The sequence below is a fragment of the Pseudomonas abietaniphila genome (assembly GCF_900100795.1).
Taxonomy (GTDB): Bacteria; Pseudomonadota; Gammaproteobacteria; order Pseudomonadales; family Pseudomonadaceae; genus Aquipseudomonas; species Aquipseudomonas abietaniphila.
Genome location: NZ_FNCO01000009.1, coordinates 104,088 through 119,846, shown reverse-complemented (window position 1 = coordinate 119,846; position 15,759 = coordinate 104,088). Strand labels below are relative to the sequence as shown.

The window sequence follows — 15,759 nt, the reverse complement described above, 5'->3', positions numbered from 1 at the left end:
AAAGGACTTTATTTTTATTCGAGTTTGGCACAGTTGCTGCGATGTCAGTTTCATTCATCAACCTGCCATGAGCATCCCACTGTGACTAATCATTTCGATCGACTGAGCTCCGCGTTTGCAGGCTTTCAGACCAGCACCCGAAATCGGCCTGATGGCGGCGTTTTATTTGAAATCAAAGATGGCAGCGGCGGCACCATCACCCGGGCCATTTCGCACATGCAGCTCCACAATGCCCTGCAGATGGAGTGGTTAATCAGCTCCATCAGACGTGACATGGCAGCGTCGCCTGAACATTTGCCTGCTATTGCGGCGCTTCAGAGTCAGCAACGCTTCGATATGCCCACCTACGTATCGCGATAACCCAGCCTCTTCTACACGTACTCTCCTTCAGCCGCGATCAATGTCGTGGCTTTTTTATTTCACCTCATCGTGACCCGGTTCGCTGCCGTAGACCCAATACCCTGGATCGGGCAAACCTTGCACGCATCCCTGGGTCCTGTTCATGCGATCCAGGAAGAGTATGGCTCCAGACTCTTGCACAGCTGACAACCCGTACCCAGGTGAGTATTCACGCTGGGATTGGCGCTGACGTAAACCGGAAAGGGAGCGCTCACCTAACAAGTGTTAGGTACATGCTTGACCCGGGATAAGCGGCTGGTTTCGACCGATTTCTGCCTGTCGCTGGAATCCCAAGTTGCTCGCACCCTTGCGGCCGCGTTCGAAGGCGACGAATCTGCGGGCGCTGCACGCTGCACGCTGCACGCTGCACTCATCCTCATTAACCCTCATCGCGCTTCGTGGAGCGCGCCAGCCACCCGCGCTAAACCTCGGGGACCAATTGACTGAGCTCCGAAAGCGGCAGGCGTGTGGTGAAGCAGCTGCCCAACCCCAGTCCGCCGCTTTGAGCGACCACGCAGCCGCCATGAGCCTCAACCAGTTCACGCACTACCGTCAATCCGATCCCCAAGCCCTTGCTGTTGAGGCTTCGTGAGTGTGGATCCTGGACAAATGGCTCGAAAATGATCGGCAGCGCTTCTGGGGAAATGCCCACGCCACTGTCTGCAATCTCCACTTTTGCCCAGCCGTCGACAGCGCTGAGCGACAGGGTAATCACCCCCGTGGTCAGCGAAAACTTGCAGGCGTTGCCTAGCAGGTTGGTAAACACTTGGGTGAGTCTCAACGGATCGCCATCGACGTACAGCACACTGCTCGGCGACTGGAGTTCGAGCATCTGGTGCCGCGCTTTCATCGCAGGTGCGCACACCTCGATCGCCTGCCGAATGACCGTCGACAGATCCACTGTCGTCCGTATCAGGTGCATCTTTCCCGAACTGAATCGAGTGACGTCGACCAGATCGTCAACCAGTCGGGTCAGGTGCTCTATCTGCCTTGCGATCATGTCATGCAGCCGTGGCAACGCTTTCTGTTCGACACGGCTGAGCAGCTCTGTGCTCAGGCCAAGCGGCGCCAAGGGCGCGCGCAGTTCGTGGGCGACCTTGGCCAGGATAAATTTCTCCTGCTGCAGCGTGGCTTCGGCACGCTGTTGCGACAGCTGTGCGTCCAGAGCAGCCATGACCAGTGCGCTGTTAGCCGCGCGCATCTGAGACATTTGCAGGTCTTGGCTGGGAGCGCTTGCAAGCCTTGCGCGTTTGACCCGGTACATTGCAGCATCGGCGCTAGCGATCAGACATCGGGCATCGGCGCCGTCCTGCGGATAAACGCTGATGCCGATACTCATGCTGATGAACAGTTGATACTCGTTGATCAATTTGGGGTTACGCAGGCGCTGGATGATGTCATCGGCGACGGCCAACGCCTCGACGTGGGAAGCGCAGCGTGTGAGCAGAATGACGAACTCATCGCCGCCGTATCGCGCGACCGTGTCGTGATCGCGAACGCACTCAGTCAGGCAGCGTGCCGCTTCGATGAGCACTGCATCCCCGGCCTCATGACCCAAGGCGTCGTTTATCTGCTTTAAATCGTTCAGATCCAAAAACAGCAACGCGAAGCTTTCACCGGACTGTTGCGCGTGATCGAGTGTCTGGTGCAGCCGTGTTCGAAGCTCCCGACGATTAGGCAAGTTGGTTAACTCGTCGAGACTCGCAACGCGAAATATCTCTCTCAAGGTTTTGTCGGTCGCTTCTACCTCGTTTTGAATGCGCAGCATGCCCAGTACGAGCTGTTCGTTGATGGCCAACAGCTGTTCGGGGTCAAGGGGAGGTTTCATGGCGGTGCTCCGTCAGTGTCGAGCGGGAAATCCAGTCGCCCTTACGCGCCTTTGAGTTTCTGCGAGGGTCGTCCACCCAGCAGTCCTTCCTGGTTACTCATAGGTTGGCCCACCACGATTCCAGTATCGTTAATGTCGTAAAGTCGCAGCTCATCGGAGTGGGCGCTGGCTCTGACCTTCACGACGGCCATGACGCGCAACAGGCGACTGTCCACTTCGATATAACGTTGGACGATAATCGCGTCTGTCATGAATGCCGTACCGTAGGGACTGAAACGCAGGTCCGTATAGCGGTCTTCGAGTTCGCACGTCATAAGAACGCTAACCCCCGCCTGGTTCAAGGCACTGACCAGCCGCGACAGGGACTCGCGAAAGTCTTCGCGAAACGTAGGTGCCAGGGCCAGCTCAAATCCCGAGAGCGAATCGATGACCACGCGTGTGGCGCCGAGTCGATCAACTTCACGAAGCAGCAGATGGACAATTTCATCGATGGACAAGTCAGGCGCGCGGCTGTCCACCAGGCCCACACTGTCGGAGTCGATTAACTCCGCAAGCGCAGGATTCTGGGAGCGGTTGGGGCGCTGCTCGAACATCGCAATGACGCCCGTTTCACCTTGCTGGGCGCCACAGGCAAGAAAGCTGGCGGCGAGGATGCTTTTGCCAGAACCAGACGGCCCAGCTACAAGCAGCGAGTAGCCCTTGGGCAACCCGCCGCCGAGCATTTCATCCAGGCCTGAAATGCCGGTCTTCAGACGCACCGCAGTGCCAGGTGGGTGGGCACGCGTTCGGGCAACGGGCTGCACAGGGGCGAAGACGTTGATGCCATCCTGGTTGATGCGAAAGGTATGCAGCCCGGGCAGGCTCGGTTGCCCACGCATTTTCATGATCTGCATCTGGCGCACCATTGAATTGCGCTGGACGCTCTGACCCATCCAGATCAAGCCATCGGCCACGGTAAAAATGGGGTTGCTCTCGGTCTGGGAGAAGTACTCACCGATCAGAAAGGTGGTTGCCTGCCAGCTGGTCATCATCACGCCCAGTTGTTGAACGAACTGCGGCAGGTTGTTGTTTGGATTGGCCTGAGTCTGGCTGGCCAGCACCACAGAGCGGAATGAATCAACGAACACCATCGCCGGACTGTAGGTTTCGACTTCCGTCACGATTCTGCGCAGTACCTCGTCAAGATTACCGGCGAGCGTATCGATGGAGAGGTTGATGTAGCGGACGGAATCGTTGATCGCCTGGTTCTTGAAAAACTCGAATTGCTGCTGATAGCGCAACATCTTCAGCGGGGGTTCGCCCAGTACAGTGAAGTACAGGGCAGGTCGTTGCGGCGTTGCCAGGGCAAACATCATCTGATGGGCGAGGGTGGTCTTGCCGCTGCCGGGTGGTCCGGCGATCAGGTTGAATGAAAGTTCGGGCAGGCCGCCACCCAATACTTCATCGAGTCCGGGTACACCCGTATTCAGGCGTTTGATACTTAGTTTGGTGCTCATTGGGCAATGCCCTGGTGATCGTCGCCACCCATGGAGCTTGCCGTGTAGTCGCCCACCAGTTGCTCAGTGAGCGCGAGGCCGATGAGGGAAGCCAACAAAGTATGGAATGTGGTGATCAGCGCATCACCCCGTCGACGGGCCTCTGCGTTGCTTTGTTGAGCCAGCATCGTTTTGACAGCCAAGGTATTCATGACGGTTTCTTCGTTCCCGTAGAGAGATTCGAAACACGGATGGTCTGCCGCGCAGAGGTGCAGGCAGCGTCGATACAGCGCGGCTACTGCCTGCGGGCCCAGTATCGGTGTTAGCACCGCGCGCATCTGTTCCAGCGTTTGCGCGAATACTTCGGACACTTGAATGGCGCTGGAATGATCGCTTCCCACTGCCTTGAGCAGCGGTGCGCTGCGTCTTTGTTCATCATTTGGCATGAGTATCGTCACTCATCAGCACGAAGGACCTGCAAACGGTATCGCCAGCGATAAACCCAGAGGCGTTTACGCTCGCGATTCGATCATGACCGTTGCAGTGGAAGTCGTCTGTGTGCTGGCACACATAGCGCGGTGACCTCAGGATCTGTTCATGAGTCCATCACGACGCTCTCGACATTTTGCAGATTGGCGGCCAGGGCCAGACGGGCCAGGGCCGGTATGGAACGGGAGTGAGTCCGGGTCATGATGGACGCACGATGATTTTCAACGGTGCGTTGGCTGATGCCCAGATCGACCGCAATGTTCTTGCTGGGATGGCCGGCCAGTACCATTTCCATGATCTGGCGTTGGCGTGCGGTCAATGTCGCGATGTAGTCGATGGCCTCCTGACGCCCGGCCAGGATCTTGTGATCAAGCTGTGAGCGGCCCAAGGCACGGTTGATGGTGTCTAGCATTTCGTGACGGTCAAAGGGCTTCTCGATGAAGTCCCATGCGCCGGCTTTCATCGCGTCCACAGCGAGGGCAATGTCACCACTGCCGCTGATGATGGTGGGCACCAGGTCGCCTCGCTGACGAAGTGCTCGGAGCGCGTCGACCCCATTCATTCCCGGCAAACGCGCGTCGAGCAGCAAGCAGGCACGCTCCTCAGGTGAGTAGGCAGCAAGGAAAGCCTCGCATGTCGGGAAGTCATACACCCGGTAGTCTTCGGCCTGCAGAATCTGTCTGACCATGTCGCGCATCACGTTGTCGCTGTCCACGACATACACCACCGATGTGTTGGCCGGACATTGGCGAGGGACCGAAGGCTCGGGTTCTGATTGCGTGAACATGGCGTGCACCAACTGGATCAGCTCCTTGAGCTTGGCGGGCTTGTTCAACTGAGTGCATCGAGCGGAAGCGATCTCAAAAGCGGTCTGGCCTGACACATCGCCTGTCAGGACGATGGCGGGAACCTCTGAGCGCCATTGCTCACGAAGCGTATCGATGAGCATAAGGCCGCTCATGTCGGTGCCGAGGTGGTAATCGGCAAGAATCAGGTCCGGTTTCAAGCCGCTGTGTTGGATCCAGCTGAGTGCAGCGGCACTGTCGAGCGCCATCGCCACTTCGTAGCCTTGATGGTGCAACAATGTGCCCAGCAACTTGAGCAAGTCAGCGTCGTCCTCAACGATGAGGATGATGCCTCGATGGCTTGCGGCAGATGCGTGGGATCCTTTGCCCGAATCGATCAGCAGATCCGATTGGCGATCACCCTGGACCGACAACGCGATGCTGATCGCGTAGTTCATGCCGATACCTGACGCGGTATGCTTGTGCAGTCGATGGCCCAATACGGCGCTCAGACGCTCTACTTCGGCAAGCGCCTGCGCATCGGGCAGTGGGTCCATCATGCTGACGCCCGAGGTTCTGACCTCAAGACTTACCCAGCCATGATGACGACGGCAACCGACGGAAACCCGGCCGTGCCAAGTATGCGTAAGCGCGCTGTCCAGCAAGGTGTGGAGCATCTGTTTCAATAACAGCGGGTCACTATGTACCGATTGACTGCACGGGATGAAGCGCAGCGTCGTGGCGTGTTCACGTGCTTGATGACCGAGTGCGAGGTTGATTTTCTGAAACAGTGTATTGAGTTGAAAATCCTCGCGATGCGCCCTGAGCCCACTCGACGTATCAGACGTATCAGACGTATCAGACGTGTTATCGAGGTTCAGGCTGATCATCCCCGACATCGCCGCCAGGGTATCGCCAATCTGCTCGGCCAACTGCAGGGCCGGGACGTCATTGAGCGTTTCCCTTAAAAGCGCTTGCAGCAACTTGAGGGTTTGCAGCGGCTGGCGCAGGTCATGGCTCAAGGCAGAGAGCACGTTCAGATGGCTCGTGCGAACGGTCTCCATTTCTTTTTGCACCCTGGCGAGCTCAATGCGTGACCGCTGACTGGCGGTATGGTCGGCGAACGTGATCGAAATACCAGGCAGCTCGGCACCCAGCCAGTCGAACAGTGATACCCGACGCAGAAAGCAGCGGTTATTGCGATCGACGATTTCCCGCTCCAGATCACAGCCGGAGGTCAGCACTTGGGCGGCGTCGCCAGATAAATCAGCCCCCAGACCCTCAGTGCTCAGGTCGAGTAGCGGCCTGCCAATGTCGAGCGTGAGGATATTGATTAACGAGGTAATGGCGGGGGTGAAAAACAGGATGTTGAGGTCCGCATCGAGAAACAGGGTTGGGGAGGCGGCCTGGTTGAGGAAAGGCTGGAAGTGACTGCTCACTGCATCGACGGCCAGTGCGCAGGCCTTCGGTGGGCCCGTTGCACGTCTCATCATTTATCCCTCCCTCTGTTTGCGCTCGAACCTCCAGACGGTACGAGTCGGCGTGTACTGTCTGTTTATAGGCCTGAACGCCGGTCAATGCCCGGCAATTCCGATCAAAGGAAAGGGTCCTGAAGTTGTTCGGACTCTAAGCTTCCGGGCCGTGCTTTTTGTGTAGGTATATTCCGAGTCTGTCGAGTGCGCGGGGCCTTGGCTACTGTGCGAGGTACTGCCAACTTCGGCATTCAGAGCACGCACGGATGAACAACGACGACTGGCTCCAGCGCGATTGCGATGACGAATTCAGACAGGGCGCCAGGCCCTGCTCGTCGCCATTCAACGTTATTCCTTCCCATGGAATTGATCTGCCCGTGCACGCAGGAGAACGACCATGAACATGACTAAGTGGGGGACATCGCTGGGTTTGGTGATGACGATCACGCTGACCTCCGGCTGCATGCAGCAACGCCATCGGGAGACCGAGGCACGCATCAGCGGTGCTGAAGACATGGCCGCTGCGGCGCGGGTGCATGCCAATGATGCTTACACCAAGGCTGAACAGGCGTTGAAAGTAGCGCTTGAAGCCCAGCATTCGGCAGACGATGCAAACAGGCGCGCAAGCCTGAGACTCGACAAAAAATGAAACTGAGTCTGTGGATCTCGCTGTTCGTGTTGGCTGGTTGCCAGCAACTCCCGGGCGCCCAGCCACCTGCATCGGCAGACGGCAATACAGAGTCCCTGACCGGGGTAGGTAAGTCTCGAGTGGAGGTTCAGGTTTCAAGCGCAGCCCGAAAAGCGGCCGAGACAAAAGCACTCACCGGCGTGGAGGGCAAAGGATGGGTATTCGATCCTCCGTTTGCCACGGCGCGCGATGACCGTGGGGATGATATGGCCGTATGTGGCCACGCTCATCAGTCGGGTAGCGAAAACACACTGTTCTTCGCGGTCTATCAGGGCGAGCTGCTGTTATGGGACGAGCGCGCCCCGGCGGGTTTAAGCGTCGAAAACGAATTCCTCACGCTCATTTGCAGCGCCTCGCCATTGGCGACCCGTTTTTAGAGCGTGACAGTGCTTGGGTTTGAATGCGGATTCAGTGGGCGCAGGGACATTGATGGACAACCACAGACAGGAAGAGCGTGATGAGCAAGGCACACAAACGCACGGACGATATTTTGTACGTCAACTCCGATGGCACCAAGGCAAAAATAGCGTTCATCTGGGGTCGCAAGAAAGACCCCGTTCCCAAGGGCCTGGACATCACCGTCAAGCTGGCTCACCGCAAAAGCCGTGACCTGGTGATTCACTACGATCACAAGGTCTATGGGACGGTCGGTCAGGCCCGCAAACAAGGCTTGATACTGGCGCGAGGCATCGTTGACCTGCTGAGTGAGCCGCTGGATTGACGTGACGCTGTTCGTGGGTGAGGCACAGGTACAGCGTCTCTGCTGATGAGTAGTTTCCGAGGCTGTCGGCTCCGTGACACGAGGTATAGGTTTCAGTGGCCGCGGACGGCTAGCGCGCCGCCCTGGCACCTCCTTGATCAAGCAGAGGCATGAACCATGAAAACGGACAGGCAGTTGAAAGATGATGTTATTTCGGAGTTACGTTGGGAACCTTCGGTCAATGCCGAGCAGATCGGTGTGGAAGTCAAGGACGGTGTGGTAACGCTGGCAGGCCAGGTCGACACCTACGCCGAAAAGTGGAACGCGGAAAAGGCGGCAGAGCGAGTATCGGGAGTCAGAGCCATGGCGCTGACAATGGAAGTCAAACTGCCAGGTCTGCACCAGCGCACCGACCCCGAGATCGCCGCCTCGGCGGCCAACGCTTTGCAGTGGAAAACCTTTTTTCCCAATAACGCAGTGAAGGTCGTTGTTCAGGACGGCTGGCTGACCCTCTCCGGTGAGCTTGAGTGGGAGTATCAGCGTCAGGCGGCGTTTAATGCGCTGCGGGATCTGACCGGCGTAAAAGGCTTGAGCAACAACATCGTGCTCAAGCCGAAGGTATCGGTCAGCAGCGTTAAATCGGACATTGAAGCAGCATTGAAACGCCGTGCTATCGCTGACGCGGCCACTATTCGGGTTGAGGTCAAAGGCGCAGACGTGACCCTGAGCGGCACAGTCAAGAGCTGGCCTGAGCGAGAGCTGGCTCGTTATTCCGCCTGGAGTACCGCCGGGGTTCAGGACGTGGTGAACAATATCGTCGTTTCCTATTAATGCAGTTGACTGCAAGGAATAGAGTCATGACTGCGCAAAGTTCCTACACCTACATTTTCAATACTCATGCCGAAGCGGAGACCGCTATCCGTTCGCTGAGCAAATCCAGTTTCGACGTTAAGAAGCTGTCGATCGTTGGCAAGGGATATCACAGTGAAGAACATCCCATGGGCTTCTACACCGTCGGTGACCGGATGAAAACATGGGGCAGCATGGGGGTTTTCTGGGGCAGTATCTGGGGCTTGCTGGCCGCGCCTGCAGTGTTCTTTCTACCTGGTCTGGGTGTCATTGCTCTGGCAGGGCCGTTTGTCACGATGCTGGTGGGCGCGCTTGAGGGCGCCGCGGTGGTGGGTGGTCTGTCCGCCTTGGGGGCGGCGTTCATGAGTATCGGTGCCAGCAAAGACGATGTGATCAAGTACGACACGGCGCTCAAGGCAGACAAGTATGTCTTGATCGTGCATGGCAGTGCCGACGACATTGCCCACGCCCGCTCGGTGCTCGATCACTGACTCATATCCGGATCTGCTCTGATCAGCCCGATTGCCAGCCAGTCGCGTTTTTTGTGGGCAGTCATCTAACGCTCCATACGTGGCTAAACGACCGCGCCGAACAGCCGGCCCACCAGCGCCGTGATCACCATCGCCAGCGCGCCCCAAAACGTCACGCGCCAGGCACCCAGCAGCAGAGAGGCGCCGCCGGCCTTTGCAGCGATTGCACCGAGCACCGCCAGGAAAATCAGGGACATCAGCGACACCCAGAGGATGACCTGCTCCAGTGATACCAGCAGCGTGACCACCACCGGCAAAATGGCGCCTACCACGAAGCTCATTGCCGACGCGAACGCCGCGGAGAGCGGCTTGGCGCTCAGCGCTTCAGAGATGCCGAGTTCATCACGGGCGTGGGAGCCCAGCGCATCGTGCGCCATCAGCTGAGTAGCCACTTGCGTGGCCAACGCAGGTTCGAGTCCGCGTTTGACATAGATCTGCGCCAGCTCGCGGTTTTCAGCCTCAGGCGCCGTATTGATTTCCTTCTGCTCTCGGGCCAGGTCGGCGTGCTCCGTATCGGCTTGAGCGTGTACTGAAACATATTCCCCGGCAGCCATGGACATGGCGCCCGCCACCAGCCCCGCGATGCCCGTCACGATGAGGGTCTGGTGCGTTGTGCCGGCGGCCGCAACCCCTATCAATAGGCTACCCGTCGAGACGATGCCGTCGTTTGCTCCAAGCACTGCCGCTCTGAGCCAGCCAATACGGCTGCTGTTGTGGGTTTCGGCGTGACGCTGGGTGAATGTGCTCATGGCATGACCCGTTAGGCAGGGAGAAATTCGTTGTGTCAGGGGTTTGCAGGTGACGGTGTAGATGGGTGACCTTCATCAGGAAGCGAGACTGGAACGAAACCGCAGCAACGTGAACCCAAAGAAAATAGACCCGATAGCCGCCAGTGCGAGGAGGTCCGGCCACACCAGATCAAGACCCGCGTCGCGGAACAATATCGCCGAGCTGAGGCTGACGAAGTGGGTGGAGGGCGAGAGCTGCATCGCCCACTGCAACCAGACCGGCATGCTTTCCAGTGGCGTGCTGCCGCCTGACAGCAGAAGCATCGGTATGATGACAGGGATCGCCAGCAGTCCAAATTGAGGCGTTGAACGCGCCAGCGTGGCGAGGAAAATCCCCAGTGAGTTGGCAGCGAACAGATAGGTCGCAGTGGCGCAAAGAAACAGCGTCATCGATCCGGTGAGCGGCACGCCCAGTGCGTATCTGACCACACCCTCCAGCGACAACCCGGTACAGCCCACCACGACCAGCGCGTTGCTGCCGATTTTCGACAGCATGATTTCAAACGGGGTAAGGGGCATGACCAGCAAATGATCCAGTGTTCCGTGTTCGCGCTCTCGGAGCAGCGCAGTCCCGGTAAGCACGATGGCCATGATGGTGATGTTGTTGACGATCTGGATCACCGCCAGAAACCACCCGCCGTTCAGGTTCGGATTGAATAGGGAGTGGGTCACCAGCTTGATCGGCGGCGTCAACGTGTCATGGCCCCGGGAGCGATAATTCTCAAGCTCCTTTTCGAAGATGCGAGCGATATACCCTGCGCCCATGAACGCCTGGCTCATCGCCGTGGCATCGACATTGATCTGTAGCGTGGGGCCGCGCCCGGCATTGAGATCGGTTTGAAAGTGCGGCGGGACATCGATGATGAAGGTGTAACGCCCAGTATCCATGGCCGCATCCAACTGATCGTACGGCAGCAGGACAGGGTGCTGAAACTCCGGCGGCAGCAAGGCGGCCGATACTTGCCGTGACAGGTAGCTGCGGTCCTCGTCGACAATCGCCACGCTGGCGTGGTGGACGCCGATGACTGAACCTGCGGCGGGCATGTAGATTGCCACGCTGAACGCATACACCAGAAACAGCAGCAGCACCCGATCATGACGCAGGCTGGTGAGTTCCTTGAGCACCAACCAGAAGACATGCGCGGTTTTGTTCATCACCGCTCCTGCTTCTTCAGCATGAACAGGCTGATCCCGCTGAATGCCAGGAAGAATCCCGCCAACGCCAGGCATTGGGGCCAGAGTTGCCTGATATCGAGGGCTTTGGTGAAGGTGCCCACGGCGATGTCCAGAAAATCTCCGGCGGGGAACAGCGCGCCCATGATCGCTGCCGCCCCTTCCAGTGATGAGCGAGGGACGATCAGTCCCGAGAACTGAATGGTCGGCAGGCTGGTGATAATCATCGTGCCGAGAATGGCGGCAATCTGCGTTCGCGTGAACGCCGAAATCAACAGCCCCATACTGGTCGTGGCCAGCACATACAGCAGCCCGCCCAAGGCCAGTGTCAGCAGGCTGCCTTTGAAGGGGACCTGAAACAGCCATCGATTCATTGCCGTCAGCAGGCACAGATTGATCAGGCTGATCACGACATAGGGCATCTGTTTACCCAGCAGAAATTCGAGGCGTGAAAGCGGTGTCGCGAAGAAATTGGTGATCGACCCCAGCTCTTTCTCCCGCACGATGCCCAACGCCGTGAGCATCGCCGGTATGAACGCCAGAATCAGTGCCATGACGCCGGGGCCGATGGCGTTGACGCTGACCACATCCTGGTTGTAGCGGAAACGAACCTGCAGGGTCGCTGCGGGCGGAGGGGCCTTGTCGTGGCTGTTCAGCGCACGCAATTGCTCAAGGTTCGACGCGTGTACGGACTCGACATAATTGCGCGCGGTCTCGGCACGAAACGGCATGCCGCCTTCCAGCCACGCCGCCACCACTGGCTGGCGCCCGGCGTACAGATCACGGCCGAACCCCGGCGGGATTTCCAGCGCCAGCTTGATCTCGGAGCGTTGCAGGCGTTGCTGCAACTGGGCAGGGTCATGAATGGGGGCTAGTTCAGAGAAGTAACGAGAGCCACGAAAAGCCTCAAGGTAGGCGCGGCTCTGCGGCGACTGGTCCTGGTCAAACGCGGCGAACGCCAGGTTCTCTACATCCAGCGAGATGCCGAAGCCGAAGATCACCATCATGAACAACGCGCCCACGAAGGCGAACGTCAGGCGCACCCGGTCGCGCAGTAATTCCCGCGTCTCCTTACCCGCGACGGCCAGCAGACGACGCAAGCGAAAGCCCTGGCGGGTGGGTATCGGCGCCTCATCGTTGGCGATCACTTTGCTTTTGGAGACTGACGGAGCGTCTGGCGTCTGGGCTTTTTCGAGGCAGGCAATGAACGCCAGTTCAAGCGTCGCTGCTGCATACTGCTGTTGCAGTTGCGCCGGTGTGCCACAGGCGAGCACTTTGCCGGCGTGCATGAACGAAATCCGGTCGCAGCGCAGGGCTTCATTCATGAAGTGGGTCGACAGAAAGATCGTCACGGCTTCGTCCCGGGACAGCTCGGTCAGCAAAAGCCAGAACGCGTCCCGAGCCGCCGGGTCCACGCCCGAGGTCGGTTCATCAAGGATCAGCACCTGTGGGCCGTGCAGCACCGCAACCGCCAGCGAAAGGCGCTGACGCAGGCCCAACGGCAACGGGCCGGAGGCTTGTGCCGCGACATCAAGTAATTCAAAGCGCGTCAGCAACGTCTTGATGCGGGCCGCGCTCCTGGCTTTGGGCATATCGTAAAGGCGTGCGTGCAGGTCCAGGTTCTGACGCACGGTCAGTTCGCCGTAAAGCGAAAAGCTCTGAGACATGAAGCCGACGCGCTTACGGGTGTCCAGATCGCGTGCATTCACTGGTTTGCCCAACAACTCCACGGTGCCCTGAGTCGCAGGAATCAGTCCGGTGAGTACCTTCATCGTCGACGTTTTGCCGCAGCCGTTGGAGCCCAGAAAACCAAAGATTTCCCCCCGCTTGATCGAGAAGCTGACGTTATCCACGGCCGTGAAAGTGCCGAATCGAAGGGTCAGGCCGGTGGCGGCAATGGCCACTGGCGGCGGTCCGGTCTCCTGTCTTTTGACCGTTGGCGACGCCTGCCAGGCCTTTCTCGTCCCGCCCTGAAAATGGGTAAAGGCATCGTCAAGCTTGCCGCTGGATGTGGCCGCCGCCAGCTCGGCGCTCAAGCCGGATGCGATGATCCGTCCTTGGTCGAGCATCAGGCACTGCTCGAACTGTTCGGCCTCTTCCATATAGGCCGTCGCCACCAGCAACGTCAGTTGCGGGCGAAGAGCGCGCACCTGATCGATCAATTCCCAGAAACGCCGACGTGAAAGAGGGTCTACGCCGGTGGTGGGCTCATCGAGAATCAGCAGGTCGGGTTCGTGAATCAGCGCACAGCACAGGCCCAGCTTTTGCTTCATGCCTCCCGAGAGCTTGCCGGCGGGTCGGTCTTTGAAACGTGCGAGGTCGGTGGCTGCCAGCAGGTCGTTCAGTCGCGCCTCAGTGGTTTGCCCGTGAAGGCTGAACAACGCCGCGAAGTAGCGCACGTTTTCGGCGATGCTCAAGTCCGGATACAGATTGTTACCAAGACCCTGAGGCATGAACGCAATGCGGGCGTACAGCGTGGCGCGGTGGGCGACGTCGCTGATCGAACCGTCCAGCACCCACAGTTGACCGGTTTGCAGTTTTTTGACCCCGGCGATCAGGCCCAGCAATGTCGACTTGCCAGCGCCGTCGGGGCCGATCAGACCACAGCGTATGCCGCGCGGCAGTTCAAGGTTGATGTCGGTCAACGCATTCTGTGCGCCATAGGCGTGGTTCAGTCCGCTGACCCTGATCGCCGCGTCTGTCATGGAAACGTAGCCGGCCAGACCGCGGTTGTTGTTCGCACGTAGCCCTGGCCAGGCATCCCGGGTTTTGCCTGCGGTGTGTCGGCAGGACTGACCAGGCGTGCCTTGACACGAAATACCAGCTTTTGTCGCTCGTCTTGTGTTTCCACTTCTTTGGGCGTGAATTGGGATTTGTCTTCGACAAAGGTAATGCGCGCCGGCAATGACTGACCGGGGAGGGCATCCAGAACGATTTTCGCCTCATCGCCGGCGGTCAGCTTGCCCGCGGTAGCGGCTGGCAGGTAGAGGTTCATGTATTGGTCGCTAAGGTCGATGAGCACGAATACTTGCCCGCCTGCACCCAATACTTCGCCGGGTTCGGCCATGCGCAGCTGAATCAGACCGTCGATGGGCGCGCGCAGGCTGTTGTCGTCGATTTCGCTTTGCAGGCTCGCGGCGTTTGCCAAGGCTTCGGCAATGGTCGCCTGGAGGGCTTGCACTTGAGCGCTGGCGGACCTGACAGCTGCAGTGCGCGTGTCGAATTGCGCTTGATGCTGATCGAGCAACTGAGCGCTGTAATAGCCACGCTCGAACATCTGCCGCGCACGGTTGAGCTCCTGTCCCGCCAGCCGTTGCTCGGCCTGGCGCAGTTGCACGGTGGCCTGAGCGACGGCAACGTTCTGGCGTGCCGCTGAGACACCCGCCTGTGCCTGGCGAAGCTGCGCTTCAAGCGTGCGGGTGTCCATCCGCGCGAGCAGTTGTCCGGTGCTGACCCTATCGCCCTCGTGCACCAGTACCTGAGCGAGGCGGCCGGCGGTCTTGCTGGCGATTTGCACCTCTGTGGCTTCCAGCCGGCCGTTGGCGACATAGAAATCCGCTGAGAGGGCAGGGTGACTCCAGCGCCAGTAGGCAAACACAGCTCCCGCCAGCATCAGAATGAACATCACCCCGACCGAGATCATCAGCCTGCGATGTTTTGTCCGCCCGGCATTGCCCCCGGATTCCACGGGGGGGTGTGCGGGTGTGACGGTGGGTGCCGGTTGACCCTCGTCAGGAGTTTCAGGCGCCTGTCGCCCGAGGGGCAAGGGCACCACGTTCGGCGCCGCATCCAGATCAGTGTGCAATGGCATGCCGTGCCCAGTCAGGTAATGAGCAGATGGTTTTCGACATTCTTGACGCCAGGCACAGCCCAGGCAGCATGCTCGACGGCCTTGCGTTCAAGCCATCGATTGACAGTCCCTTCAAGCTTGACCTGATTGCCGTCTGCAGAGACGTGGATCTTGCTGGCGTCCAGGTCCGAGCTTCTCGCCAGCGCGTCCTCGATCAGCTTCTTGATGTCCTGGATGTCGAGTCTGGGTTTGATGACCAGCAGGTTGTTGAGGCCCGTAATGCCGTCCAGTTTCTGTATTGCGTTTTGCGCGGCCTCTTTCTGATACTGCCACTCCACGTCGCCTTCGAGCGTGACCCAGCCCTGCTGTACCTTGATTTGTATCTGTTCGTCGGGCACGACGCTGTTCCAGCGCAGCAGGTCCAGGCACCGTGATGCAATCACGTCGTCCTCGAAGCCCTGCGTACTGTCCACCCTCACTTTCAGTTCCTCGGCAACGGCCCGCACGCCCTTCACGCGTTTGACGGCGCGTTCCGCGGCTATTTTTTCGGCGTAGGTCTTCACATGCCCACTCAGGATGACAACACCGTTCTCGAGGGTGACGCCGATGGCGCCGGCATCGATGTGGGGCAGAAACTCAAGCTCATCCAGGATGCGTCGGCGTAAGGTCAAGTCGTTCATGGTTAATCCTCTGGCTGCAAGCAATCGGCGCGGCCCATTCACCCGAAGCCGCGCTGTGCTTATTGAGCGCTCGCAGGGAAATCAAACATTGAGGTTTGTCAGGGAAAGACGCT

Annotated in this window: 15 protein-coding genes; 6 read left to right on the top strand and 9 right to left on the bottom strand. The window is 58.9% G+C overall.

Annotation, left to right across the window (positions count from 1 at the left end):
• Nucleotides 1-81: 81 nt before the first annotated feature.
• A complete protein-coding gene (locus tag BLS87_RS18250; RefSeq protein ID WP_074754175.1) occupies nt 82-360 on the top strand; it encodes a DUF3509 domain-containing protein in 279 nt (92 codons plus the stop codon).
• 460 nt (nt 361-820) lie between these two features.
• Here BLS87_RS18250 and BLS87_RS18245 read toward each other — a convergent pair whose 3' ends face one another.
• The 4 genes from BLS87_RS18245 to BLS87_RS18230 all read right to left on the bottom strand — a co-directional run bounded on the left by BLS87_RS18245 (nt 821) and on the right by BLS87_RS18230 (nt 6,469).
• The gene (locus BLS87_RS18245; protein WP_074754173.1) at nt 821-2,227 is read right to left on the bottom strand and encodes a diguanylate cyclase domain-containing protein; all 1,407 of its coding nucleotides are present in this window, start codon (nt 2,225-2,227) and stop codon (nt 821-823) included.
• 41 nt (nt 2,228-2,268) lie between these two features.
• The gene (locus BLS87_RS18240) at nt 2,269-3,723 is read right to left on the bottom strand and encodes a DUF7125 family protein (protein WP_074754171.1); all 1,455 of its coding nucleotides are present in this window, start codon (nt 3,721-3,723) and stop codon (nt 2,269-2,271) included.
• Nucleotides 3,720-4,148: a hypothetical protein gene (locus tag BLS87_RS18235; protein WP_083370708.1), complete on the bottom strand. Its 429-nt coding sequence runs from the start codon at nt 4,146-4,148 to the stop codon at nt 3,720-3,722. The genes BLS87_RS18240 and BLS87_RS18235 overlap by 4 nt, the downstream gene beginning before the upstream one ends.
• 149 nt (nt 4,149-4,297) lie before the next feature.
• Nucleotides 4,298-6,469 carry a response regulator gene (locus BLS87_RS18230; RefSeq protein ID WP_074754169.1) on the bottom strand — a complete coding sequence of 724 codons (2,172 nt, stop codon included), beginning with the start codon at nt 6,467-6,469 and terminating at the stop codon, nt 4,298-4,300.
• Nucleotides 6,470-6,845: 376 nt separating this feature from the next.
• Here BLS87_RS18230 and BLS87_RS18225 point away from each other — a divergent pair, with 376 nt between their 5' ends.
• From BLS87_RS18225 to BLS87_RS18205, 5 genes are all read left to right on the top strand, one after another.
• On the top strand, nt 6,846-7,097 hold the full coding sequence (locus BLS87_RS18225) for an Lpp/OprI family alanine-zipper lipoprotein (RefSeq protein ID WP_244165860.1): 252 nt from the start codon (nt 6,846-6,848) through the stop codon (nt 7,095-7,097).
• Nucleotides 7,094-7,513, top strand: coding sequence for a hypothetical protein (locus BLS87_RS18220; protein WP_074754167.1), 420 nt, complete (start codon nt 7,094-7,096; stop codon nt 7,511-7,513). The genes BLS87_RS18225 and BLS87_RS18220 overlap by 4 nt, the downstream gene beginning before the upstream one ends.
• 80 nt (nt 7,514-7,593) lie before the next feature.
• On the top strand, nt 7,594-7,857 hold the full coding sequence (locus tag BLS87_RS18215; RefSeq protein WP_074754165.1) for a hypothetical protein: 264 nt from the start codon (nt 7,594-7,596) through the stop codon (nt 7,855-7,857).
• Between the two features lie 156 nt (nt 7,858-8,013).
• Complete coding sequence (locus BLS87_RS18210; protein WP_074754163.1) at nt 8,014-8,667, top strand: BON domain-containing protein; 654 nt, start codon at nt 8,014-8,016, stop codon at nt 8,665-8,667.
• Between the two features lie 26 nt (nt 8,668-8,693).
• Nucleotides 8,694-9,176, top strand: a complete 483-nt coding sequence (locus BLS87_RS18205) for a DUF1269 domain-containing family protein (protein ID WP_074754161.1) — start codon at nt 8,694-8,696, stop codon at nt 9,174-9,176.
• A gap of 83 nt (nt 9,177-9,259) precedes the next feature.
• On the opposite strand, the gene BLS87_RS18200 is transcribed toward BLS87_RS18205, so the two are convergent.
• The 5 genes from BLS87_RS18200 to BLS87_RS18180 form a co-directional block, all read right to left on the bottom strand.
• Nucleotides 9,260-9,964, bottom strand: a complete 705-nt coding sequence (locus BLS87_RS18200) for a VIT1/CCC1 transporter family protein (RefSeq protein WP_074754159.1) — start codon at nt 9,962-9,964, stop codon at nt 9,260-9,262.
• A 75-nt stretch (nt 9,965-10,039) separates the two neighbouring features.
• Nucleotides 10,040-11,158: an ABC transporter permease gene (locus tag BLS87_RS18195; protein ID WP_074754157.1), complete on the bottom strand. Its 1,119-nt coding sequence runs from the start codon at nt 11,156-11,158 to the stop codon at nt 10,040-10,042.
• The gene (gene rbbA / locus BLS87_RS18190) at nt 11,158-13,881 is read right to left on the bottom strand and encodes a ribosome-associated ATPase/putative transporter RbbA (protein ID WP_074754155.1); all 2,724 of its coding nucleotides are present in this window, start codon (nt 13,879-13,881) and stop codon (nt 11,158-11,160) included. The genes BLS87_RS18195 and rbbA overlap by 1 nt, the downstream gene beginning before the upstream one ends.
• The gene (locus BLS87_RS18185; protein WP_074754153.1) at nt 13,878-14,819 is read right to left on the bottom strand and encodes an HlyD family secretion protein; all 942 of its coding nucleotides are present in this window, start codon (nt 14,817-14,819) and stop codon (nt 13,878-13,880) included. The genes rbbA and BLS87_RS18185 overlap by 4 nt, the downstream gene beginning before the upstream one ends.
• Nucleotides 14,820-14,998: 179 nt before the next feature.
• Complete coding sequence (locus BLS87_RS18180; protein ID WP_074754151.1) at nt 14,999-15,646, bottom strand: BON domain-containing protein; 648 nt, start codon at nt 15,644-15,646, stop codon at nt 14,999-15,001.
• Nucleotides 15,647-15,759: the final 113 nt, after the last annotated feature.